This window comes from Vibrio sp. S457-15 (genome assembly GCF_000960545.1).
In the GTDB taxonomy this organism is placed as follows: Bacteria; Pseudomonadota; Gammaproteobacteria; order Enterobacterales; family Vibrionaceae; genus Vibrio; species Vibrio parahaemolyticus.
In genome coordinates this window covers 430,656-455,877 of record NZ_JYOQ01000174.1, presented here as the reverse complement: position 1 = coordinate 455,877, position 25,222 = coordinate 430,656, and the positions used below count along the sequence as shown (strand labels likewise).

Sequence of the window (25,222 nt, the reverse complement as noted above, 5' to 3'; positions counted from 1 at the left end):
AATTGCAGGGCTTGATGTTTAGGCTTGTGTTTCGCTGTCATTCACATATGTGCGTTAGCGTTTTAACGAACCACCTGCGGTACGAATCACATCCTGATACCAGTAGAAGCTCTTTTTGCGTTTACGTTCTAAAGTGCCTTGTCCATCATCGTGACGATCAACGTAGATATATCCGTAACGCTTGCTCATTTCTGCCGTTGAGTTGGCTACTAAATCAATCGGCCCCCAACTGGTGAAACCCATTAATTCAACGCCATCAAGAATGGCTTCGTGCGCTTGCACTAGGTGATCGTTGAGGTAGGCAATGCGGTAGTCATCTTGAATTTCGCCATTTTCGTCAAATTCATCTCTCGCTCCCAAACCATTTTCCACGATAAAGAGCGGCTTTTGGTAGCGATCGTACAAGAAGTTCAGCAAAATATGCAGACCTTTGGGATCGATCAACCAGCCCCATTGGCTCTTTTCCAAATATGGGTTCGGCACGCTCTCAACAATATTGCCGACTTCCTTCTGTTTAGGATCCGCGCTCGCACAACCACTGGCGTAGTAGCTGAAGGAGATAAAATCGACACTGGCCGAGGCAATGTCTTCTAAATCACCGTCTTCCATCTGGATCTCGATGCCATTTTCACGGAAATAGCGCTTCATATAACCAGGATACTGACCACGAGTTTGCACATCACCGAAGAACAACCACTTGTTGTTTTCATGCATGGCGGCTAACACATCATCAGGGTTACAAGTGTATGGGTAGTTCATGGCACCCAGTAACATGTTGCCGATTTTGCCATTCGGTACAATTTCCTGGCACAGCTTCACTGCTTTAGCATTCGCCACCAATTGATGGTGAATCGCTTGGTAAATCTGTTGCTCTGTTGCGTCTTCTGGCAAACCAACCCCAGTAAATGGTGCATGCAGAGACATGTTGATTTCGTTGAAGGTAAGCCACAGTTTGACCTTATCTTTGTAGCGTTCTAACACGGTTTTAGCGTAACGCTCGAAAAACTCGATCACTCGACGATCGCCCCAACCACCATAATTCTCAACCAAGGCGTAAGGCATCTCGTAATGAGAAAGCGTCACAAATGGTTGCATGTCGTGTTTGGCTAGCTCATCAAAAATTTTGTCGTAAAACGCCAGTCCTTCTTCGTTTGGCTCCAGTTCATCACCATTAGGAAAAATACGGCTCCAAGCGATGGACAAGCGCAGGCAGGTGAATCCCATCTCTTTAAATAAGGCAATATCTTCTGGATAGCGATTGTAGAAATCGATCGCAAGATCTTTGATACCTGGTGTTCGTTCTTCACGCGTTTGATGCGGGCTCAGAATGCCGTTTGGCAACATATCTGATGTTGATAAACCTTTACCCCCAAGGTTGTATGCCCCCTCTACTTGGTTTGCAGCAATGGCACCACCCCAAAGGAAATTATCTGGAAACTTAATCATGTTTCTCACTCTTTTATCATTAGAAAATTGCAGTTACTTGGATTTTTCTTTGCTTGAGAATAGTGCAGGTCACATCACGATTCTTGTAGTCAGATCGACTTTCTGAAGGGCGATTGGTTCGGTGTTAGAAAAGACGCCAACCGAAGCTAATCTGGTTGGCGTAACTATTCAGGTAGTGAATCAGAAAGTGAAGGCTAAGTTCGCCGCTGCTCCGAATTGATTATCGCCTGCGTAAGAACCTGCTAGGTCAAGGCTAACAACATCAAATGGGCTGATCCCAATCCCACCAGTGACGGAATTATCTAGGTTGTTCTCGAGGTCTATCTCATAGCCTGCGCGAAGTTGTGCCCATCCCCACGCGTCGCCTTCGATACCGATGCGTACAAACTGAGTGTCATCATCAAGTTCTTTAAAGCGCTTTTGCGTGGTTAGATCGGCGTCTAAGCTCAGTGCTACGTAGTTACTCACGTAGCCAATCCCAACGGTTGCTTGAGGAGTGAGTTCGTAGGTATAACTACCGAGTTTGGTTTTAATGTCTTGCTTGAACACATCCTTAACGGACAAACCCGCACGAAAGGCTTCGTGATACCAAGCGATGCCAACATCCATATTGAAGGCGTTTTTTGAGACTTCGCTTTTGTCGTAATCTTCAATATCAAAGTCATCAAGCGTTGTACGTTGGGTGTAAGTTTTGAGTTGTTGATATTTAGGTGTGAGGCCAAAGGCGACGGTTTGTCCGCCAAGAGTATAGGTTCTTGATAGAGAGACGCCATATTCTGCGCTGCCAAATGCCGCTAAATTAACTGCCGAATTCAGGTATCGCTCAGCGGTGTTGGTGGCGTCAGAAATATCAGGTGCCGCAAGAATCTCCACATAGCCAGCGCTAAAAAGGTTCATTGACATAAAACGTGTTGGTATCGCGATGGCAAAGGTTAATCCACCGTTGATAACGATAGGCATGCTGCTATCTAACTGATCTAACAGTCGATTCATTGCAGCTTCGTCTGCGGGAGTGGGTAGCCCCTGAATGCTGCCATACAAATCTTGTACATCATCGACGGTCGAAAGAGCGTCATCTTCATCGTGAATATTGACGCCAAAGGCGGGGATCAGTAGACCAATATCATCATTTTCTCGATAAAGTGCACCAAGCGCAGGATTGTGAAGTGGAGCAGTTAAATAATCTGCCGATACCACTCCAGTATTTCCCATACCGTGACTGCGAGCATCGGCTGCATAAGGCGCAGCAAAGGAAGGAAGTGACAACAAAGTAAGGGCACTTGTCACTGCTAAAGTTGTTTTTCTCATAACGCGTCCATTCTTACTTGAAGTAAATACTTGTAATAAGTTAACGGTTGGATGCCAAAGCGGATGTCGACAACCAACAATTCCATTGATGAATGGCAGGGTGGTTATTCATCATGTTAAGCGTAGGTTAAGCAATCTGCTTTATAAAGCTGAGGACGAGTTATTGGTTTGCACGAATAAAGATAAATGCAAATAGTTTTTTATGTGGCTCAATCAATCGTATTGGCGAGCTGAAATCGCAAGAGGAACGACATACCGGAACCAGGATTGCGTTGTGCTGTGACTTGTCCATTCATGTCTCGCATGTTGTTCGCGGTGATTGACAGTCCTAAACCCAAGCCTTCGCCGATCTTTTTGCTGGTTTGGAATGGCTCGAAAATGGTGTCGAGTTGTTCTAGTGCCACGCCACAACCGTTGTCACTGACCACCACTTCAACGTGGCTGTTAGTTGGTGTGACAACGATTGAAAGTTGGGGCTTGTCCCTAGATTGCATGGCATCAAGCGCATTGGATATCAGGTTGCCAAGCACTTGTTGTAAGCGTTGTTCTTCCCCCTGAATTTGCGGCAGATCGCTAGGTATTCGAACGCGAACATCCACATTCGCCAGCTGAGATTGATAGACACGCAGCGTCTCTTCCAACGCGCTGGTTAACGACAGTGCTTGTAGCTTTTCAGGTTTGTTGTACGCGAATGTTTTGAGCTGGCTCGTCATGCTTGCCATGCGGTCAATCAGCTTTTGCACGAGCACATTATTGGCCTTCATCATGGCGGTTTCGCCGCGTTCTGCTAATAACTCGTTGGTGGTGAGAAGGGTGCGCAATCCGGTAAGAGGTTGATTCAACTCGTGGGTAATCGCGCTCGACATGCGGCCCAACGCCGCCATTTTGCTTGATTCAATCAATTGCTCCTGAGCTTGACGTAGTGCTTGCGTTCGCTCTTCTACCCGCTGCGCTAGCTCTTGGTTGACGAGTTGTAGCGATTGTTCAGCCTTTTTGCGTTTACTAATATCGATGAGGGTGGCAAGAAAATACAGCTCTCCGTGCCAAGGAAAAGTCGTTAATGAGAACAGCACAGGGAAAACGCTCCCATCACTTCGCCTTGCCATCGTTTCAACGGCACTGATTTCTGCCAGCTCCTTATGTTTTGGTAGATCTCTGAGCAGTGTGAGCGTGGTTGAGTTGGGATTACCTGCATCAAACAACTCCCAAGCAAAAGTTTGACGATTGACATTTTCTGGCAAACAAAACAGCCGCTTAGCCATTGGATTGAGATCGAATAGCTGTCCTTGCTCATTAATCAACAGCAACCCAACGTGAGTTTTGTTGATCATCTGCTTAAGTCGCCTTTGGGATTCCTCCAGTAGAGCTTGAATACGCTGCTGGTTCTGGTTTTTCTGGTGCCGTTGCAAACCGATAATGGCCAACAAAATGATCAATAACAGCAACGCAGCGACACTCCAACCAATGACATTAATGGCTTGTTGAACTGGCTTGGTCGGGATGAGATAACTGACATACCAATTGAGGTCATCCAATTTAACGGTATGGGCAAAATAGCGTTGTTGATCCAGCGTCCAAAAATGGATCACGGTGTTGTCGTAGAGCTTTTGTGTTTCCTCATCTACTGCATGGTTTGGCTCATTGAACCAGTCCGCGTTGTAAGTAGTGCTGCTCGACAGGAAGAAACGCTGATGGCGGTTTTGCAGTGTAATAATGTCTTGGCTGGTGATGGTTTGTTCCGTCAGAAGGCTCAAGTTAATTTGTACGACGACAATACCCGCGATGTTGAGGCCATCAAAAATCGGTGCCGATAAATAATACAGAGGGCTCGAGCCTTTGGTTTTATTTACCAGAGAGACGCCTTCACCTTGGCGATGAATCTGTTCAACAATGGCACGTCGATCTGAACGGCTAAATCGTTCATCGATGAGGCTGGAAACCAACACTTCACCAGAGGTGGAGAGGATCAACCAACCTTCGGTATTCGCGGCTTTGTCGAGTTGGGTTAACTGGGCTTGCAGCGGTTCATAGTAAGTCAAATTGCCTTTCACAAACGCAATAGTTTCGGGATTGTTGGTGACTAAATAAGGCAGGTGATAAAAGCGTTTCAGTGCTCGGCGGACTTCGCCGATGTAATCCAGTAGTTTTTGTTGCGCTTCGGTTTGCGTTTGTGCGCTGAGCAATTGGTGGGCGATTTCACGACTAGCACTGTAAGAAAATAGCACCATCGCGCTTGCAAAAATCACAAGCAACCACATTTTCCCTTTTCCGCTGAGCGTCATACCGACTCCATCCAAGTACTCGTTTTCTTAAGATAAGTTGTTGATTTTCAGTTCTGCTTCGTCCTGATTGATGACCCAATCCACATGCAGGTTTGCCGATTTAGATTTTTCCTGTGCGGTTCACAGTGATTACTTATCCAGATTGAGACAGAGTGCGCCTAACTGATTGGATGTTAAAGAGTTGTAATTAAGAAGTGAGATCTAGCTCCTTTTCTCCCTCGTGGTTTTTGCTACCGTTACGAAAGACGTTTTAAACAGGCAGTAATTCATGGCTTTTGAAAGCACCCCCAACATCGCACTTATTGAAGATGATGACATTGTTCGTCAGGCAACTAGCCAATGGCTGCAACTGGCCGGATTTAACGTTGAGGCATTCAGTACCGGTGACGCTGGAAAGGCGGCGATACTAAGTCAAGACTTTGATGCTGTTGTCAGCGATGTTCGCTTGCCTGATAGCGATGGCCTCTCGATTTTAGAAAGCCTTATTGACCATCATATCCAAACGCCCGTTATCCTGATCACCGGACATGGGGATGTGGATATGGCGGTGAGTGCGTTGCAAAAGGGCGCATTTGATTTTATTGAGAAACCATTTCAACCAGAGCGACTCTCGCAACGTGTGACTGAAGCGGTCGAGACTTATCGAGCGCAGACGTCAACGCAAGATCGTCAAGAATATCTCGCGAGCGTAAGTGGGCTCGAGGAAGTGCTGATTGGCCGAAGCCGGGTCATGCAGCAATTGCGTGAACAAGTTGCAAAGTTAGCGCGTATTGATACCAACGTCATTATTTATGGTGAAACGGGCTGTGGCAAAGAGCTAGTTGCCACCAGTCTGCATAAAGAAAGCCAACGCAAATCACATCGTTTTGTGCCAATAAACTGTGGCGCGATTCCCGAAAATCTGTTCGAAAGTGAGCTGTTTGGTCACGAGCCCGGCGCTTTTACTGGAGCAAGTAAACGACGGATTGGCAAACTCGAATACGCCGACAAAGGCACGCTGTTTTTTGATGAAATCGAGAGTATGCCGCTTTCAATGCAAGTGAAAGTGCTGCGCTCATTGCAAGAACATACTGTCGAGCGAGTTGGTGGTAACCAGCAGATCAATGTGGATTTGCGAGTGATCGCTGCCGCGAAAGAAGATCTCAACGATCATGAAGAGTTCCGCCAAGATTTGTATTACCGACTTAATGTTGCACAGATCTACTTACCGCCGCTTAGGGAACGAGAAGAAGACGCGTTGATTCTGTTTGAGCACTTTGCGTTGCAAACAAATCCAGACAGTCGACCGTTGAGTGATGCCGACAGAAATGCCGTGCTTTCTTACGCGTGGCCAGGAAATGTGCGCGAATTACGTAACGTCGCAATGCGTTTCGCACTGGATGATACGGTTTCTGTGATGGAAATTCTTTCTAGCCGCCCGTCGTCAACCACGGAAGAGACTCAAGCGGGTGTTCCGTTGATGATTCAGTTGCACAACTTTGAGCGCAAAGTGTTGCATGATTCATTAGTGAGGCACCAAGGACGGATTAATGAAGTGATGCAAGAGCTCGATTTACCACGCCGCACCTTAAATCAGAAAATGCAAAAATTTGGTCTGAATCGCTCCGATTACACCGATTCGTGAATGGAATAACAGGAGCGATGTTGTTGTACCTTTCCGTTATGCGCTTTTGGTCGGTGTTTGGATGAACTTGCCACCCTCCTCGCTTCCATCTTGGAATGTCGTGACTTGATTTCGCCCGGTGTGCTTTGAGCAATACAGTGCTTCGTCGGCTCGGGTGAGTGCATCTTGCAAGCTGTCATTGGGCATTAGCTCGCTGATGCCGAAGCTCATCGTGACTTGGTTTTTAAAAGCAAGCAGCGACGTCTCACGTTCAATGCTGCGGCGAACTAACTCGGCATAGGCTTTCGCGTTTTCGGCATTGGCAAGCAACACAATCATAAACTCGTCACCACCAAAGCGAACGGTACATGCTGACTCTGGTAACGTTTGTTTAAAAATCGTGGCTATGGTTGCCATGACTGAGTCGCCAGTGGTGTGTCCGTATTGGTCATTAATGGTTTTAAAATCGTCCACGTCAGTCATAACGATGCTGATAGGCGTATTTTTTTCGCGTGCTTGATTCACAAGGTTAGGCACAATGACTTCCATTGCACGTCGATTGTATAACCCAGTTAATGCATCCAAATGAGAAAGATCGTTGATGGATTTCACCAATCTTGCGTTGATCAACCACAACATACTAAAGCTCAAAGCAACAATGAGGCAGATACTAAATAGAAACGTCAGCTGGTGGATGATACCTGCATTCATAAAACTGGTGACTTCAGGTGCCCAAATGCTCCAAATGGTTCTGCCCGCCATAAAAGCACTAAACCCAAAGAAGGCGTACGCCATCACTTGAACGGGAAGTTTTAGATCGTCTCTTTTTCCCTTGATCATCGCAACACCACTGCAGAAGGTGACTAAGCTCAAATAGATACTAAGAAAAATGATTCGGATACGAATAGATGGCGAATAAAAGGTGAAGTAATAAAAAAGGCCACTGAATACCGGTACCAGAAACGTGAGTACATGAGCGCACTTGAGAGGGAATTTACGGAAAATGCTTACGCCATATAACGTGAGCAAAAAGCCGATGATAATGATGGTATTGGAAAGAATGATCGTCAGCCAATCTGGGGCTGAGTCACGAAATCCCAATAAAAAAGGGCCTAAGCCAATAAACAGCAGAGAAATGGCGAACGTTTTTAATCCTTTAATTTTGCTCTGAGTATATTGATAGCAAAGCAGGCTAATAGCATAGATACAAGAAAACAAAATGATAATAAAGTTGAGGGTTCTTATATCTAAATAGTGACTCTCCATATGTGCTCCACAACGAACCATTACTCGGGCAACTCCTTTGCCCGTCATCAATAAACGTCCAGTATGTTAGCGTAATTATAGAATGATGTCTTAAGTTAAGCGGCTATTCGTTGACCAGCTCGAATTCTTTGATGTCTTCTGCTTTTTTAGTGAACAAAAGTCCGACCGTTGCCATGATGACACTAGGTACAATCCAGCTCGCGAACTCATTATACAAAGGCATGTTGTGGCTCATCCATTGGTCTGCAGCTTCTGGCATGTAGCCCAAAATGTGCAGAGCATCGACACAACCAAATGCTAGTGCGGTGAACGCGGTAAGCACCAACATGAACTGAGACATTTTGTTGCGAACGGGCGCCATCATCATCAAAGCAATCGCCACAGGATGAAGTGCCACAACCGCAGGTAAAGTGATTGACAATAGCTGCTCTAAACCGATGTTGGCGATAAAGCCTGACAGTACCATGGTGATGACGACACAGCTTTTGTAGTTCACTTTGCTAAAGGTGTTGTCATAGAACTCGCTGCCTGCGGTTGTTACGCCAATCGCTGTGGTTAAACAGGCCAATACCATGACTGCACCCAACAACACCGAGCCAAACGCACCAAAGTGGTTGAAGGTGAACGCCGTTAAAATATCGCCACCATTGCTAAACTCTGAACCTAAGTAAGAGCTAGTGGAACCGATGTAAGACAACGAAATGTAAACAAACGCCATCGCGACAGCGTACATTAAGGCTGCAATTAGAGTGTATTTCGCCGTTGCTTTCGGGCAGTCCACTCCCATGCTGCGAATGGCACGGAAAATGATCCAACCAAAGCCAATTGAGCCCAACGCATCCATCGTCATGTACCCTTGCGTCAAACCTTCTGCAAACGCACCACTCACGTATGGGCCACTGGCTTGTGTCAACTCACCTGCTGGGTAAATCAAGGCAGTGACAGACATGATGATCAAAATCGCCATTAACGCCGGTGTTAGGATTTTGCCTAAGTTATCAACCAACTTACCTGGGTAAAGCGCAAACCAAATGGTTGCTACACAAAAGGCAATCGTAAACGGCACTAATGCTGCCTCACCAAAGATTGGGGCGAAGCTAAATTGATAGGCGACGGTAATGGCTCGCGGAATCACAAATGCTGGCCCGATGACGATGAAGACCATCACCCAAAAACTGGTTGCTAGCGGTTTTGGTAGCGCAGCGGTTAGCTTGTCTGAGCCATTAACGATCGCCACCATTACCAGTGCTAAAGCAGGTAGACCCACGCCAGTTAAAAGGAATCCAGACATTCCACTCAAAAAGTTTTCACCCGCTTGGTAACCCAAAAATGGAGGGAAGATAAGGTTACCTGCGCCCAAATACATGGCGAAAGTCATAAAGCCTAAGGCGGCGATATTGCGTGCGCTTAACATTGTTATTCCTCTTACACGTTTCGCTTGGAAGAAACTGAAAGGAATGGGAGAGAGTATGTGGTTGTTCCCGTCAGCTTCTTCTCAAGCTGACAGAAATTTTAGATGTAGCCTGTCAGCTCTGAATCAGTTCCAGAGAGAGCAGGAGGATCGCTGCAGCAACGCCGGACGGGCGTTTTAATGCGAATGGAGATTGCGCAGTTGCTGACATGAGAGATCCTTAATGATGAAAAAATACCAAGGAATACGTTTGCCTTGGTGTTCATTTACCCTAACGAACTTAAGGGGATCGGCACAACCCCAAAGGAGAAAATAAGTCGATATGGTTAATCTTCATCAGTAATTTAGTGGTTTAAACTGGAATTTAAATCTTAAAATGGAATAAATAACTTTTCAGTCCGTTAACATGCCCGTGTTTGTTGGAATTTTGTTCATCATTTGGAGTTTTTATCTAAGCTGTATTGCTCAATAAGTGAACGCTAATTTATGGTGGTGCTCGACTTGATATGAACTCGATACGTTTTTAGACCTATTTCGCTAAGAGATGTTGCGTTGGGACACTCCGCGACAGAGTTGAGTGCTTGTTTGTTATCGGCAAAAACTTGCTCATGGCTAAAAAGGGCAAATCTTTTGTATAGATCACAATTCATTAACGTTTTGCGAGGTTGTACCGCTTAGTCTCATTCTATCGTCGGCAATATCTTGCTTATTGGTTTGCGGGTAAATGAGCGAGTTTTTGCTCATTTTTGGCTGGGAGATTATATTTATTAAATAAAAACAATGAGTTGAAAATTGGCATTTAAGTTGCTCTTAGCGTTTTGTTGTTAATAAAGATTTAACATGATGTAAATCCATAATCGTGAAACGACTACACGGAGAGTAATAATGAAAATGAATAAGCTCGTAAAAGCACTGGCTATTGCTGTGACATCTTTTGGTATCGCGACAAATGCAGCGGCGGAAGAGCGCAGCTACATCCTTGCAACCGCTTCTACTGGTGGCACTTACTACCCAGTAGGGGTAGCTTTGGCGACATTAAGTAAAGTGAAACTCGCACCAAAGCACCACTTCTCCCTTTCTGCTATCAGCTCTGCTGGCTCTGGTGAAAACGTTAAACTACTGAATGAAAACGAAGCGCAATTTGCGATTTTGCAAGGTTTGTACGGTGCGTGGGCTTGGTCGGGGGAAGGTCCTTACGAGAAAAGCGGTCGCCAAGAAAAGCTGCGTTCAGTCTCAATGTTATGGCAAAACGTTGAACACTTCATTGTTCGTAGCGATTTAGCAAAAACCGGTACGGTTAGTGATCTGAAAAACCTCGAAGGGAAAAAGTTCTCTATCGGGAAAAAGAACTCCGGTACTGAGAACTCAGGTCGTCAGATCATGAAAGGCCTGAATGTTGACCCAGACAAGTTCAACCTTGCCTTTATGGGGTACGGCGGCAGTGCAAGTGCGCTACAAAATGGCACTATCGATGGCATGAACACGCCAGCAGGTGTTCCTGTTGGGGCGGTGACGCAAGCATTTGCGGCGCTAGGCAACGATATCTCGATTCTTTCGTTCACTGACGAGCAAATCAAGCAAGCCAACGGCAACTACAAGTTGTGGACCAAGTTCGACATTCCTGCCAACACTTACCCAGGTTTAGATAAACCAATCACGACGATTGCTCAGCCCAACTTCCTTGCGGTTCGAGACGATATCTCGGAAGAGGACGTTTACCAACTGACCAAAGCCATTTACGAGAACCTTCCGTTCCTACAAGGCATCCACAAAGCAACCAAAGCGATGGCGATCGAAAAAGCGATTTCGGGACTTCCTTTACCGCTGCATCCGGGTGCGGTTCGTTACTACAAAGAAATGGGAATCGAAATCCCATCTGAACTGATGGCGCAATAACGCCAACTTCGCCCCGAGTGCATCTCGGGGTCTTTATTTTGTTTTGAACATTGAAAAAGCCGTTAGAGCTTGGAGTAGGATATGAGCGACTCTATGGAAAAGGAATTGCAGAAATTTGAGCTGCCCACGCGCACCGATTTCCCGTGGGTAACCACCACCATCACGGTGTTCGGCGTGGTACTTTCTGCATTGCATATTTGGTTTAACACCTTATCGACGTTACCGGAACTCTGGATATCCGCGACGCACTTTGCTGGCTTTGCGGTAATTTGTGCACTTTGGTATCCGGCTCATATCTCTTTGAAGCAGAGCAAAATGGCTCTTGCGGTCGATGTGCTCATCGCAGCAGGGGCTATCGCCTGTTTGCTTTACATTCCATATGCCGAAGATGCGTTGTATGAACGTGGTGTTAAGTTTGTCACTAGCGACTGGGTCTTTGCCATTATGGCGATATTGATCGTCATCGAACTGATTCGCCGCACCATGGGGTGGTTTATTCCTGTGTTGATTGTGATCTGTTTGAGCTACGTTGTTCTGTGGGGAAAATGGGCGACGGGTATTTTTCATTTTCCGGGGTTGAGCATGGAAACCCTGCTTTACCGTAGTTTTTACTCTTCTGAAGGCATGTTCGGTTCTATTTCTCGCATCAGTTGGACATTCGTTTTTATGTTCATCCTTTTTGGTGCGTTTTTAGTACGCTCTGGCGTTGGGGATTACATCATTAATGTCGCTCGTGCAGCCGCAGGAAAAATCATCGGAGGGCCGGGTTTCATTGCCGTGCTTGGCTCGGGTTTAATGGGCTCTGTGTCGGGATCTAGCGTGGCGAATACCGTGTCGACAGGGGTGATCAGTATTCCGTTGATGCAAAAAGCAGGTTTCCCTTCGCGCTTTGCTGCAGGGGTTGAGGCTGCGGCTTCGACTGGTGGTCAGTTGATGCCTCCGGTGATGGGCGCGGGCGCGTTCATTATGGCGTCTTACACTCAAATTCCTTATGTGGATATCATTGCTGTATCGTTTGTCCCTGCGTTGATTTATTTCTTGTCGGTCGCGTTTTTTGTGCGTATCGAAGCGAAGCGTAGCGGCGTGCAGAAAATTACAACCAGTGACGAATCGCTTATCAAAGTTCTGGTGAGTGGTTGGCACAACCTCATTCCTTTGGTGGTTTTGGTGACGTTGCTCGTGAAAGGTTTTACACCCACTTATGCGGCAGGCCTTTCCATCATTTCTGTTGTTGTCTCTTCGTGGTTTTCGAAAGAGCACAAAATGGGACCAAAAGCGATCATCGAGGCTATGTCTCAAGGCGCGAAGAACATGGCAACCACCGCCGTCTTGCTGGTGGGTATTGGTTTAGTGATCAACGTAATCAGTACCACAGGCATCGGCAACACTTTCTCTTTGATGATCAATGGTTGGGCGAATGGTGACTTGTTCATCATGCTCGTGTTGATTGCTTTGGCATCGTTGGTTTTAGGTATGGGCTTACCTGTGACAGCGGCGTATATTGTTCTGGGCACTTTGTCTGCACCTGCCTTGTATAAGTTGATTGCCGAGAACCAACTTTTAGAGTTGATGGCTTCAGGGCAGTTGCCTGAGCAAGCGAAAGCGATCTTCATGCTAGCGGCACCAGATAAGCTCGAACTTCTCAATGCGCCAATGGCGCTGGAAACGGCGAAAGAAATGCTGTCGCTGGTTCCTGCTGATTTTGTTGAAACGCTACTAGAGCAAAGTCTGGGTTTAGAGGCGGTTGGCTTGGCATTGTTGGCTGCGCATTTAATCATTTTCTGGCTTTCGCAAGACAGTAACGTTACGCCACCAGTGTGTTTAACCGCATTCGCAGCGGCGACCATTGCGAAAACGCCACCAATGCGGACAGGCTTAATGGCTTGGAAAATTGCGAAGGGGCTGTACTTGGTTCCATTGTTAATTGCCTATACCGGATTGGTCAGTTGGGATGTGACATCAGTAATTACGGTCGGCTTCTTTGCGATAGTGGGTACTTACGCGCTCATTGGTGCCATTGAAGGTTATTTAGAAGGACCATTGAATATATTGATGAGGTTGGTTCTGCTTACTATCGGTGCGCTTTTGGTTTGGCACGACATTCCAATCTTAATTCGTGTGGTGTGCTGCGCGGTATTCGTTGCCGTGTTTGTTTACAGTGGGCGCAAGTTCAAATTGCAACAGTCTCAACTTTCGGTTTTATAAGAGGTCGTATGAAATCAGTCTATGACTACATTGTTGTGGGTGGTGGTATCGTTGGTGTGTCCACGGCTTGGCAGCTCCAACAACGCCATCCAGAGTGTTCTATTTTATTGGTTGAGAAAGAGTCTGGTTTTGCTAAGCATCAAACTGGGCATAACAGTGGCGTTATCCACGCGGGTGTGTATTATGCGCCGGGCAGTTTAAAAGCCGACTTTTGCAAACGCGGCGTAGAAAAAACGCTCTCGTTTTGCTCTCAGCATAATATTCCGGTCGAAAACTGCGGCAAGTTGTTGGTTGCAACTAACGAGCAAGAAGTCGAACGAATGAACGCCCTTTATGAACGCTGCCACGTCAACGGGATTGATGTGGAATTGCTTGATGAAGCGCAGCTCAAATTGGCGGAGCCGAATATCACAGGGTTGGGCGCGATTTACGTGAAAACCACCAGTATTGTTGATTACCGCTTGGTAACAGAGCATATGGCACAGGAGTTCCAAAGTTTAGGTGGTCATATTAGCTTGAGAACCAAGGTGGTTGCCGCCGATGAGAAAAATGAAGAAGTACAACTGACTTGCGTTTCCGATGGGCAATCTATGCAGTTGAACTGCAAGTTTCTAGTCACTTGCAGTGGATTGATGGCCGATCGGATGACAAAAATGATGGGCATTCCGACTGATTTTCAAATCGTGCCTTATCGCGGTGAATACTACCGATTAGACAGTAAGCATAACCAAGTGGTGAATCACTTAATCTACCCAATTCCAGATCCAGATTTGCCATTTTTGGGGGTGCACTTGACTCGTATGATTGATGGTTCTGTGACGGTTGGTCCAAATGCCGTTCAGGGTTGGAAGCGAGAAGGGTATGGAAAAGTGAACTTTAACCTGCAAGATACACTGCAAATGCTGAGTTTTTCTGGCTTTTGGAAAGTCACACAAAAGCACTTAAAAACGGGCTTGGAAGAGTTTAAAAACTCGTGGTGGAAGCCTGGGTATTTGAAACTGGTCAATAAATATTGTCCGAGTATTCGTGTTGAGGATCTCCAGCCTTACCCTGCAGGGATTCGCGCGCAAGCGGTGTTGTCGGACGGCACTCTAGTGCACGATTTCCTATTTGCAGAGAGCGCAAGAAGCCTTCACGTGTGTAATGCGCCTTCCCCAGCGGCCACATCTGCCATGCCTATCGGAGAGTACATTTGCGATAAGGTCGATGAGAAAGTGGTAGCTAAAGTCGTCTAGTCAGACATAAAGAGCCAGTTTTGAACACTGGCTCTTTCGTTTCATCAGGTTTTTGTTGGTGGCATTCTACTTCGGGCAAAGTTCGCCTTTTTTGGCGTGTCTTTCGATCATGTAATCGCCTCTTGCACTGCGTAAGACCATTGCGTTCCACACTTCACCGTCTTGAAGCTCGAACTCAAACGCATAGTGAGTACCCGCTACCACTTGAGTGCGTACTTCGTTGATGTTTTTTAATTTATCTTCGGCGTTCATCTGGTACAAAACCATACTCAACGAGCGCTGCGCTTCTGGAGTAACTTGAGAAACTTGCCATCCACCGGGTTGACTCTTTTCTGCCGAACAAATTGCCTGCATTTTCTTTTTCATCGCGGGTGAAACTTGCTTGTCCACGGCGTAGACATTGTTGGTGATCGTGAGGATTGCAAGAGTGGCTGCGGCTCCCCAATATTTCCTAACACTCATAAAGACACTCCGTTATTTGTCCTTGATTGAGTATAAGCACGGCTGTGTTGCTTTACATAATGAGAAGAAGTTGGAACGGAAAGTCGTACAAAATAGTGGTGAGTCCTTTCGATACATAAATGAGCGCCGCTTCACTGAAATTTGTCCGAAAAGTGCACTATATTGAAAGAGTCAGAGACATGGGGTTTCTGGCTTTTCTTTTATCAGGAGGACGAAGACGATGAGAATTAAGGATATTCTCGATAGCCGTTTGGTGCTGTCGTTCTGGTACAACCTAGACTACTGCTTGTCTCTTCTCAGCAAAATTTCTTCTCGTTAATTTCCTCAATGCTCTCGCATTGAAAAGCATCTGATCTATTTGTTTTCTACTCTTACGCTTTAGCGCGTAGGGGCATGCGTACAAGGAAATTAACAATGAAACGTATTCCAGAACCTTTCCGTATCAAAATGGTTGAGCCAATCAAAATGACCACGTTGGCTGACCGAGAAATCGCTCTCAAAGAAGCGGGTTACAACCCATTTTTATTGCGCAGTGATGACGTGTATATCGATTTGCTTACCGATTCCGGCACAGGTGCCATGAGCGATAACCAGTGGGCTGGCATTATGTTGGGGGATGAGTCTTACGCGGGTAGTCGTAACTACTACAACTTATGCAGCGCAGTGGAGCATTTCTTCGGCTACAAACTGACGGTGCCTGCGCACCAAGGCCGAGGAGCGGAGCAGATATTGTTCCCTGCTCTGATTGAACGTATGCGCCAAGTACGTGGCGGTGAAACGCCGGTGTTCATCTCGAACTATCACTTTGATACCACTGCGGGGCATATTGAGCTCAACGGCGGTAAGGCTATTAACGTTGTGACGGAAGAAGCGTTCGATACCACTACGCCTTACGATTGGAAAGGTAACTTCGACCTCAACAAACTGGTAGAAACGATTGAAGAGCATGGCTCGCAGAACATCTGTGCCATCATCACGACAGTGACGTGTAACAGTTCGGGTGGCCAACCGGTATCGATGGAAAACATGCGCAGCGTGTACGAAATTGCCACCAAATACGATATCCCAGTGGTGATTGACTCGGCTCGCTATTGTGAGAATGCTTATTTCATCAAACAGCGTGAAGAAGGCTACGCTGACAAATCGATTTTGGAAATCATTCGTGAAATGTATCAATACGGCGATATGCTCACGATGTCTGCCAAGAAAGATCCAATGGTGAACATTGGTGGCATGTGTTGTATTCGTGATCATCAAGAGTTGTTCCAAGCGGTGCAAACGCGCTGCGTTCCTATGGAAGGTTTTGTCACTTATGGTGGCATGGCTGGGCGCGATATGGAGGCTTTAGCCCGTGGCTTGTATGAGGGCGCGGATGAAGACTTCCTGCATTATCGAATCAATCAGGTGCAATACTTGGGCGAGCGTCTACGGGAGGGGGGAATTCCAATCCAATATCCAACTGGTGGCCATGCGGTGTTTGTTGATGCGGCGAAAATATTGCCGCACATTCCAGCCGATCAGTTCCCAGCACAAGCCCTGTGCAATGCGTTGTATCTGGAGGCTGGGATTCGAGCTGTTGAGATTGGCTCATTGTTGCTCGGACGTGACCCTGAAACGGGTGAACAGAAAGCCTCTGAGCTTGAATTAATGCGCTTAACGATTCCACGTCGAGTCTATACTAACGACCACATGGACTATATCGCGGATGCGTTGATCGAGTTGAAGAACCGAGCTCATGAATTGAAAGGTTTGACGTTCGAATATGAGCCTCCGGTTTTACGTCACTTTACGGCTCGCTTCCGTGAAATTGATTAACCTGAAGTAGGTTTGACACCTAGATAATTAGGTATCTAGGTACTTTAGTAAAGAGCAAAAGGCCGCGAGTGTCGCGGCCTTTTTTGATTTTGTCTGTTCAGTTCATTCCGAGCGGATATTACGCCAGCTCCAACGTGATGCGCACGAACTGTTCGTCTTGATATTGCACTTCATAATTGAATGTGCCACTTGCATAAATACTGCCAAGGAACAATGAGCGCTGACTCATTGGGCCACGGAAAAGCATCGAAATTGGTGCAATCATGGCGTTATTGTCGTCGAAATGTTGGTTTAAGTTATTTGATAACACACACAGCAAACAGCCATGCTGGTCATGCGATAGGTCGACATCTTCAGGACGAGAAAGCAGTACCGTGGTACCGAGTTTTTTCTCAATTTCGTTAATTAGTAGCAGGTAGCTATCTAAGTGAGGTTGCGGATTACTTGGTTTGTTCGCGTCAACGCAGCGTTCAAGTAAGGCTTCAAGGTTGCCATTTTCCCCTTTCGCCTGTTGAGTCAGAGACTTTAACGGCTTTTTAATCAGTTTGTAGCGATTGCTTTTCAGTTTAGGCTTTAGCCATTTTTGCAGCAGATCATTACGCTCTGTTGTAGGGAGAGGGCGTGAAGACGCATGGATTTTGAAGTGCAGGTGCAATAAGGCGTGCACTGCAAGCTCGCTCAGAAGTTGGTTAGCATCTGCGGATTGTCTTGCCTGCTTAGAACTTTGCATTACACTCAAACGAAATTTAAGAAGAAGGATAATGGTGCCGAGAGAGGGACTCGAACCCTCACACCTAAGGCACTAGCACCTCATGCTAGCGTGTCTACCAATTTCACCATCTCGGCATCATGATGCTCTGCATACACAGAGGCCTCAAAAAGAAGCACTCCAAATTGTATAACCAAACTCCATCTGTTGGCGAGAGTAAAATTGCTCATTTTTGGTGTTTCACGTTTGATTGCGTATTTATTGGCCGTTTTTGATCTTTTTACCATAAAGAACCGTCCCAATGCCCTTACTTTTCCTATCAGTATGGCTGCAAAATAGCAGGTTTGCATAAATTTTGAACGCTTGAACGTTTGCGTCAATAAATGTGATGAATATCTCGTTCGCTTGGCTATACTTGCGTCCCGTTTAAGCGGGAATTAGGGTTTAGTTGTTCAGGACCCTTACCCATACAAGCCGTCACAAGGAGCAGGTCGAGTTATAAACTCACCAGCAGTGAATGACCCCACGGACCGGACCAGCTAAGTTCAATTGCTTGTATAAGGTAAAAATTAAGATGTCGAACTATCCGTTCAGTCTACATTCTGGATCTACGAGTGCTTCGCCACTCGATACGTTGTCCCTTTCTTCTGCCAATTCCTTTGGTTCTCTTTTCTTTTTCAACGTTCAGTAGGTCCGACTCATGAGTGTTCTATTTAGTTTATTTGGTATTGTTGCACTACTAGGTTGTGCTTTCCTACTGTCTGAGAGCCGTTCATCCATCAATTGGAAAACTGTGTCTCGCGCTTTGTTACTTCAGTTGGGCTTTGCCGCTCTGGTGCTTTATTTCCCGATGGGACAAGCCGCACTAGCGAGTTTAAGTAATGGCGTTGCCGGGTTATTAAGCTTTGCTGATGAAGGGATTCGATTCCTTTTTGGTGATCTCGCTTCTACTGGTTTCATCTTCGCTGTTCGCGTCCTTCCTATCATCATTTTCTTCAGCGCTCTTATCTCTGCCCTTTACTACTTGGGCATCATGCAAAAAGTAATTCAATTTATCGGCGGCGCTATCCAGAAATTCTTGGGTACCAGTAAAGCGGAATCACTCGTTGCAACGGGTAATATCTTCCTATCTCAAGGTGAGTCACCACTTCTTATTCGTCCGTTCCTATCAAACATGACTCGTTCTGAGCTATTTGCAGTAATGGCTGGTGGTATGGCATCGGTAGCGGGCAGTGTGCTTGGCGGCTATGCCGGCTTGGGTGTAGAGCTGAAATACCTTATCGCTGCGAGCTTCATGGCAGCGCCTGGTAGTTTGTTAATGGCGAAAATCATCGTTCCTGAGCGTCAAACGCCAAGCGATTACAACAACATTGAGCTAGATAAATCAGAAGAAAGTAACGTTATCGATGCACTAGCAAGCGGTGCGATGGGCGGTATGAAAGTCGCAGTGGCTGTCGGTACTATGCTGATTGCTTTTGTGAGTGTGATTGCGATGGTGAACACAGGCCTAGAAAACCTAGGTGAAATGTTTGGTTTTGCTGGTGTAACACTGCAAGCGATTTTGGGTTACCTATTTGCACCACTAGCATGGTTGATTGGTGTGCCAAGCCACGAGATCCTAGCGGCTGGTTCTTACATTGGTCAGAAAGTTGTAATGAACGAATTTGTGGCGTTCATCGACTTCGTACAGCACAAAGCGACACTGTCTGAGCACACTCAAGTGATCATCACATTCGCTCTATGTGGTTTCGCGAACATCGGTTCGATTGCGATTCAGCTAGGTTCTATCGGTGTGATGGCACCTGAACGTCGTAAAGATGTAGCAAGCATGGGTCTTAAAGCGGTAGCTGCTGGTACGCTAGCGAACCTAATGAGCGCATGTCTAGCAGGTATCTTTATCTCGCTTTAATATGATTGAGCAATAAATGAAAACCCGCCGATGTGGCGGGTTTTTTTATGGTGTTGGGAAAGCTGTGTGAGTCAGTGCAAGAGCATTCCCGAACCATGTTTATTCGATGTTATTTGGGGGATTTAGGTACTAACCCATAAGGGATCGATTTGAACGCTTTCGGGTGCGCTTGATATGTTGGTGCCTTGTGCACACCTTTCCAATCTAAAAGCATAATCGCGAGCACATTGCGATGTTCCCCATACTTTAGATCAAAGTCACCATCAACGGATGGAATCATCCCTTGTTCGGTGCTGATGGCATCTCGAATCGCTTGGCGTGTTTTCTCAACGACGGGATCGTGGTCAAGGCCAGCCAGCAAAAATGAAATACCTACTTCGGCAATGATGTCTTCTTTTGCTCGCAATAAAATCGTGTCGATGTTGTCGCGGAAGTAATCATAAATCCATTGATGATCCGCTTCATTCACGCGCTTTTGATAATACTGAGAGTCGGCAAAGATGATGTGCGTCATGCCATAGATTTTGTTGCCGTATTGCTGAGCAGAGAGCTTTTTATCATTGTCGTCGGGGTAGGTCGATCGGAATGCTTCAATGAACGCGTTCACCACATCTTGTTCACCCAGTTGACGCAGCCAATAGACCTGATTTGCCAACTGCGCCGCCCATGCTTCAATCATCTCTTTATCGGTGGCGTAGCGAGTAAAATCGTAACGACGAATGATTTCTCGCAGTGTTTTATCTTGTTGGTGCTTTAAGCCGTACTCATCTGCTCTCGCCATCGCGCCCAGTAAATCGACGCCAAGATACAAATACTCAGGGTGATGTTTTGTTACGGTATAACGACGTTGGCTGCGCTCGTCCTCTTTTTCTTGGTAGCGAGTAAGCCGCTCAGAGGAATATAAAATGATGTCTTCTGGTTTGACGACGTCATTCGCGAAGCGATTCAATCGGCTTGCGACTTGAGCCATGTCTGTCCAAATGGTTGCGTAGTATTTTTCATCTAAGGTTTGGCGGAACATACGCAGCCCAAAGTGGCCTTCCTTAAAGGGAGGAAGCGTGAATAACTCACGTTCGTATGTGTCGCGAATCAGCTGTGCTGATTGAGAGTAATTAAGTGCAGGCACCTCTTCTTGAGATGCCTGAACATTCAAGATGAGTGAGCAAGAGAGCAAAACCGCCAAGCTGATAGGTTTGATACGCATAAATCCATTCCCTGATATAACCTGGATGTAAACTTATCATCAATGTTTGTTAAGAATGTAAAACCTGAGTCAATAGTTCAAAATATGTCTAAAAGTCAGGTTGATACGTTCTCCTTTTGGTTTGGCTGTTTTGGGAACGCAGTGTCTCCAATGGTGCTGAAGCTCCCCAGCCATGATCAATAATGCGCCGTGGCCGAGCTCATATTCTATTTGAGTTTTACAATGTAAATTTCGTAGCAAAAATCGGCGCGTATCACCTAAGTTCAACGAGGCGATCACCGGATTTCTGCCCAGCTCTGGTTCATTGTCTTGGTGCCACCCCATCGAATCCTGACCGTTGCGATACAGATTCGCCAATACAGAGTTGAACGGGGTGTTGGCAAGGCTTTCACAGCGAGCCTTGAGTGATAACAGCTCAGACGTCCAAGGGTGAGGTGCCATGGTTAAACCCGAATAGGTGTAAGGCGCATCGCCATGCCAAGTCTGCAAACGAGGTTGAAGTACCGATTTCCCGAAAATGGTTATGCGTTCTTGTTGCCAAGGCAAGGTACTCCTAAGCGTTGAAAAGTACGTATCCGCTTCTTGCTGAGAAAGAAAGTTTGGCTGATAAAAGAGCTTGCCTTGGCGTACCTCTTGCCAATCCGTACTTTCAAATAAATCGCCTTGTCCTTGCATCCCGTTGCCTATTTAAACCACAAAAATTTCAGATAATTATTACCTTTGCAAAGGCTATTGGTTATTCTTGTAGATAATAAGAATTTTAACAATAAAAGAATAATTCTCGTAGTAACGGACGAGCTAGTGGGGAGCTAATGCGTTATTCACCCAGAAAGCAGTGCTATTTTGCACTGTTCTTTTTCGCTTTTGTTGCCTTGTGTGTTGGTGTTATTGAGCTGTTGCATCAGAATCAGCAAGACCTTCAGCAAGAGCGCGTGCAAGTTGAAGCCAAAGAACAACTGTCTATCCTCCGCTCCAATTTGGAAGCGGTACTCATGGCTGATATTTACAAAGCCAGCACATTAGCGACGCTAATCACTTTGCTGCCAAATAGCGAAGAAGAGGAGCTAAGCATTGCCGCCGATCGTATTCTTAACAAAAGTAAGCACATCACGGTCATCGGTATTGCGGAAAATGATGTAATTAGCCATATATTCCCAACTAAAGGCAACGAGCGCGTCCTTGGTCTGGATTACCGTAAAGTACCAGCGCAATGGGTACAAGTTCAAAAAGCCAAAGATATTCAAGAGATTTTCATCGCGGGGCCGGTGTCGCTTGTTCAAGGTGGGCGAGGGCTTATTGTACGCGTGCCAGTATTTCGAGACCCACCAATCAACAAAGAGTATTGGGGGGTGATCAGCGCTGTGGTGGATTTTGATGGTTTAATGCGAGAGACCGGCGTATTCGACTTCTCATACCATTATCCTTTGACGATACGCGGTTATGACAGCGGCGGCGAATATGGGGATATGTTCTTTGGTGATCCTAATCAAACGGGCAAATTGTACGCCAAAGAGCATGTGCACTTCCCTTACGGTGGCTGGAGCATGGCGGCCTACGCGGGTGGGCAGCTTGAGCAACAAATTTCGTGGTTTGAGCTGAACATCGTCAGAATCATTGGCTATCCCATTCTCATTGCACTGAGTATTGCGTTGATCGTGATTTACCGTTTGTACATCATCGCTGACGACCGTGCGCTGCATGATGAACTGACGCATTTGCCCAATCGCCGTTACTTTATGCAGTCATACAAGCAGCAGTTTGAAATCGCTAAGCGCTATAAAAAACGTTACAGTTTTGCGTTGATCAATATAGATCTAGACCGATTCAAACACATCAACGATACCTTCGGCCATGACGCGGGTGACAAGGTATTGATTGCTACCGCAGAGCGCATCAAAAGCAGCTTACGACGTTCAGACATGGTTGCGCGAATGGGCGGTGACGAGTTTTTAGTGGTCGTACACAATTTGGGAATGGAAGAGCACGTGCAGAAGTTACTGCAAAAGCTCAGGTTGGCGTTGTGTTCGACGCCCGTTATCTATGACGAAGAGCTGATTTACCTACGCGTGAGCATTGGTTACGCCATCTTCGATCCGCAAATGACTTCTCCAGAACAAATGATGAAAATTGCCGACGAACGGATGTATCAACAAAAACACGGTGGATAAAAAACAAAGCCCAGATTGATTCTGGGCTTTGTTGTATTTACAGAGTGAGAAAGATAGGGAAGGCAGAAAACTGCGCCCCCAAGAGTTCTCTATGCCAATTTGAAAGCACTTAGCTGATGTTTTAGCTCCATCGCTTCAACTTGGTAACCGGAAACAATCTGGTTCAAGTCATCAGCGTGCTGACCCGTTTTGTGTGCGATGCTCGCCAGTACGTCGATATCTTGGTCTATGGCTTCACATGCTTTAGATTGCTCAATGGTCGAGTGCGTAATGGTGCTGATGTGATTGTTCACGTGTTCGATGCTGCTTTCGAGTAAAGACACACTCTCATTCACTTGTTGCACGGATTCAAACGTGTCGTCACTGGCTTGTTTGCTCTTCGCCATGCTTTCTACTGAGAAACGGGTTTTCTCGCCAATTTGGTCCAACAGTTTACTGATGTTCTCGGTAGCTTCTTGGCTGCGCTGCGCCAAATCACGCACTTCAGAAGAGACAACCGCGAAGCCGCGACCATGTTCGCCCGCACGAGCGGCTTCAATTGCTGCGTTAAGGGCTAATAAGTTGGTTTGTTCAGAAACGCTGTTGATGGTCTCGACTATTTGGCCAATGCTCTGCGTGTCGTTCGCCAATTCTGCCATGCATTGTTCAGTGGCGTTGATCTGCTCCAACAAGCTTTGTACGGAGCGGTAAGACAATTCACTTTGGGTCTGGCAGTCGACCACTTTGTTATTCATGGTTGTGGTGTCACCCATTGCGCGCTCTGCGGACTGAGCGATTTCCACACTCGATTGTGCGAGTTCAGTCATCGCGGTTGCGATGTTGTCGCACTTAGCGATGGTAGAGCGGCTACTGCTATCAAGATCCTGCGCAGATTCAACAATGTTTTGTAGTCGATTTGAGCTCTCGTTATTGGTCTTAGTGACGTCAAACAGCAGCTTTCTGAAGTTAGAGATCAAGGCATTAATGCTGTTCGAGATGGAAGCGATTTCATCTTTGCCGCGAGAATCGAGTTCAACCGTCATATCATGGTGCTCAGACATACTGCGCAGGGTTTGTTTTAGGCGACCAACGCGGCTTTGTAGGCTTGCAACCAACCCCCACACCATCATGATCATAAGCAGAGAAATCACAGCAGTCGCAGCCATCAACAAGTTGCGATTTAACGTGGCTTGCTGCGCGGAATGTTCTGCTGCACTGAGCATCTGATCAACCATTTGGTTGCGCAACTGGTTCATGAGACCGATGCGCTCGGTTGCCATAGGAAACCATTCAGTTGCTTGAGGCCCCTGAATGCTGTCTAGGTTGGCACTCTGGTTAAGGAAGGATTGCTGTACTTGCTCAACCTTCTTCCACGCAGGATTGCTTTGGTGCGATTGCAATGACTGTCGATATTGTTCTGGGAATGCAATTTGCGCTTTTCTTGATGCGTAATCACCCGATTGGATGTATCCCTCAATGTTGGAGAACAAAACAGATGTGGCGCTTCCTTTCGCAAATACCCCATTAAGTGCGCCGCGTGTTTGGCCTGCACGCTCTTTCATCACGATCACAGAGATCAATGCATCGCCGAGCGTACCTAGCTCTCGGCTTTGAGTCTGTGCAATCAAAATGTCGATGTTGTCGATGATGAGCTGATTCAGGTTGGAGTAATAACCAAAAGGTGCAATTTGAGGCGAAAGGCGATCAACCCCTTGTCGAACCTGGTTGAGTCGATTGAGCTGCACTTGGACATCTTGGAGTAAGTCGTAGCTATCGCTGCTGCTAATTAATGGCGTGTTAAGTTGAACCAATGAATTGATCGCGTCATCGACTTTTTTTCTTTGCTGAGTCAGCTTTTGCACGATCTCAGTTTTGCCTTGGCTACCCAGTACGCCGGCTGTTAGTCCACGCTCGACAGCGAGATTATGTGCAAGGTTGTCGTAGTGGGTGATTAAGGTCACTAGCTGCTGATCTTTCAGGGCTTGGTGGGACTGAGTGTTTAGATTGATGGTGTGCTGAACCGCAAGAAAAATAGCAAGTAATAATGGGACGCCTGCAACAACACTGACCATGATATAGAGGGGAAACTGACGAACGAACGCAAACATAGAGCTCTCCTAGGTACCAACCGTGAAATCCATTTACTGAGGTATTTTTCCTCATTAATTAGCAGTATAGGGTAAAAATATGAAAGCTAATGGATAATCATAAAGTAGTAGTTGGTTTTTTTGCTGAGAAAGTGATTAGTAGCAATGTAACAAGTGGCATATTTGCATGCTATTGCATTTTACAAATGCAATTTGCGAAAGTGCTGGTTAATAATG

17 protein-coding genes and 1 tRNA gene are annotated in these 25,222 nt (G+C 46.3%); 7 read left to right on the top strand and 11 right to left on the bottom strand.

What is annotated here, in order from left to right; all coding sequences use genetic code 11:
- Positions 1-54: 54 nt before the first annotated feature.
- The 3 genes from UF05_RS19380 to UF05_RS19370 all read right to left on the bottom strand — a co-directional run bounded on the left by UF05_RS19380 (position 55) and on the right by UF05_RS19370 (position 5,036).
- Positions 55-1,446 carry a glycoside hydrolase family 1 protein gene (locus tag UF05_RS19380; protein ID WP_045546319.1) on the bottom strand — a complete coding sequence of 464 codons (1,392 nt, stop codon included), beginning with the start codon at positions 1,444-1,446 and terminating at the stop codon, positions 55-57.
- A gap of 180 nt (positions 1,447-1,626) precedes the next feature.
- Positions 1,627-2,754, bottom strand: coding sequence for a conjugal transfer protein TraF (locus tag UF05_RS19375; RefSeq protein WP_045546318.1), 1,128 nt, complete (start codon positions 2,752-2,754; stop codon positions 1,627-1,629).
- Between the two features lie 209 nt (positions 2,755-2,963).
- Positions 2,964-5,036, bottom strand: a complete 2,073-nt coding sequence (locus UF05_RS19370) for a sensor histidine kinase (RefSeq protein WP_025605083.1) — start codon at positions 5,034-5,036, stop codon at positions 2,964-2,966.
- Between the two features lie 268 nt (positions 5,037-5,304).
- On the opposite strand from UF05_RS19370, the gene UF05_RS19365 reads away from it, so the two are divergent.
- A complete protein-coding gene (locus tag UF05_RS19365; RefSeq protein ID WP_025509345.1) occupies positions 5,305-6,660 on the top strand; it encodes a sigma-54-dependent transcriptional regulator in 1,356 nt (451 codons plus the stop codon).
- A 36-nt stretch (positions 6,661-6,696) separates the two neighbouring features.
- Here the strand turns inward: UF05_RS19365 and UF05_RS19360 are convergent, their stop codons facing one another.
- Together UF05_RS19360 and brnQ are read right to left on the bottom strand one after the other, a co-directional pair.
- Positions 6,697-7,905, bottom strand: coding sequence for a GGDEF domain-containing protein (locus tag UF05_RS19360; RefSeq protein ID WP_043037680.1), 1,209 nt, complete (start codon positions 7,903-7,905; stop codon positions 6,697-6,699).
- A gap of 103 nt (positions 7,906-8,008) precedes the next feature.
- A complete protein-coding gene (brnQ, locus tag UF05_RS19355; RefSeq protein ID WP_020841715.1) occupies positions 8,009-9,319 on the bottom strand; it encodes a branched-chain amino acid transport system II carrier protein in 1,311 nt (436 codons plus the stop codon).
- A gap of 882 nt (positions 9,320-10,201) precedes the next feature.
- Between brnQ and UF05_RS19350 the strand changes: the two genes are divergently transcribed.
- The 3 genes from UF05_RS19350 (at position 10,202) to lhgO (ending at position 14,652) form a co-directional block, all read left to right on the top strand.
- Positions 10,202-11,212: a TAXI family TRAP transporter solute-binding subunit gene (locus UF05_RS19350; RefSeq protein ID WP_025631691.1), complete on the top strand. Its 1,011-nt coding sequence runs from the start codon at positions 10,202-10,204 to the stop codon at positions 11,210-11,212.
- 81 nt (positions 11,213-11,293) lie between these two features.
- Positions 11,294-13,417, top strand: a complete 2,124-nt coding sequence (locus UF05_RS19345) for a TRAP transporter permease (RefSeq protein WP_045546317.1) — start codon at positions 11,294-11,296, stop codon at positions 13,415-13,417.
- An 8-nt stretch (positions 13,418-13,425) separates the two neighbouring features.
- Complete coding sequence (gene lhgO, locus UF05_RS19340) at positions 13,426-14,652, top strand: L-2-hydroxyglutarate oxidase (protein ID WP_045546316.1); 1,227 nt, start codon at positions 13,426-13,428, stop codon at positions 14,650-14,652.
- A gap of 66 nt (positions 14,653-14,718) precedes the next feature.
- Here lhgO and UF05_RS19335 read toward each other — a convergent pair whose 3' ends face one another.
- Positions 14,719-15,114: a cystatin domain-containing protein gene (locus tag UF05_RS19335; RefSeq protein WP_005459310.1), complete on the bottom strand. Its 396-nt coding sequence runs from the start codon at positions 15,112-15,114 to the stop codon at positions 14,719-14,721.
- Between the two features lie 414 nt (positions 15,115-15,528).
- Here UF05_RS19335 and UF05_RS19330 point away from each other — a divergent pair, with 414 nt between their 5' ends.
- Positions 15,529-16,929, top strand: a complete 1,401-nt coding sequence (locus tag UF05_RS19330) for a tryptophanase (protein WP_043037669.1) — start codon at positions 15,529-15,531, stop codon at positions 16,927-16,929.
- Between the two features lie 118 nt (positions 16,930-17,047).
- Here the strand turns inward: UF05_RS19330 and UF05_RS19325 are convergent, their stop codons facing one another.
- Entirely contained in the window at positions 17,048-17,659 is a 612-nt protein-coding gene (locus tag UF05_RS19325) for a DUF2913 family protein (protein ID WP_005497896.1), read from the bottom strand.
- Between the two features lie 32 nt (positions 17,660-17,691).
- A tRNA-Leu gene (locus tag UF05_RS19320) sits at positions 17,692-17,775 on the bottom strand.
- 563 nt (positions 17,776-18,338) lie between these two features.
- Between UF05_RS19320 and UF05_RS19315 the strand changes: the two genes are divergently transcribed.
- A complete protein-coding gene (locus UF05_RS19315) occupies positions 18,339-19,547 on the top strand; it encodes a NupC/NupG family nucleoside CNT transporter (RefSeq protein ID WP_005459233.1) in 1,209 nt (402 codons plus the stop codon).
- Positions 19,548-19,656: 109 nt separating this feature from the next.
- Here the strand turns inward: UF05_RS19315 and UF05_RS19310 are convergent, their stop codons facing one another.
- Together UF05_RS19310 and UF05_RS19305 are read right to left on the bottom strand one after the other, a co-directional pair.
- On the bottom strand, positions 19,657-20,751 hold the full coding sequence (locus UF05_RS19310; RefSeq protein ID WP_023583878.1) for a DUF3541 domain-containing protein: 1,095 nt from the start codon (positions 20,749-20,751) through the stop codon (positions 19,657-19,659).
- A gap of 69 nt (positions 20,752-20,820) precedes the next feature.
- A complete protein-coding gene (locus UF05_RS19305; RefSeq protein WP_020841737.1) occupies positions 20,821-21,426 on the bottom strand; it encodes an alpha-ketoglutarate-dependent dioxygenase AlkB family protein in 606 nt (201 codons plus the stop codon).
- A gap of 137 nt (positions 21,427-21,563) precedes the next feature.
- Between UF05_RS19305 and UF05_RS19300 the strand changes: the two genes are divergently transcribed.
- Entirely contained in the window at positions 21,564-22,919 is a 1,356-nt protein-coding gene (locus UF05_RS19300) for a diguanylate cyclase (protein ID WP_023624819.1), read from the top strand.
- 89 nt (positions 22,920-23,008) lie between these two features.
- On the opposite strand, the gene UF05_RS19295 is transcribed toward UF05_RS19300, so the two are convergent.
- Positions 23,009-25,006, bottom strand: a complete 1,998-nt coding sequence (locus UF05_RS19295; protein WP_045546315.1) for a methyl-accepting chemotaxis protein — start codon at positions 25,004-25,006, stop codon at positions 23,009-23,011.
- Positions 25,007-25,222 lie beyond the last annotated feature (216 nt).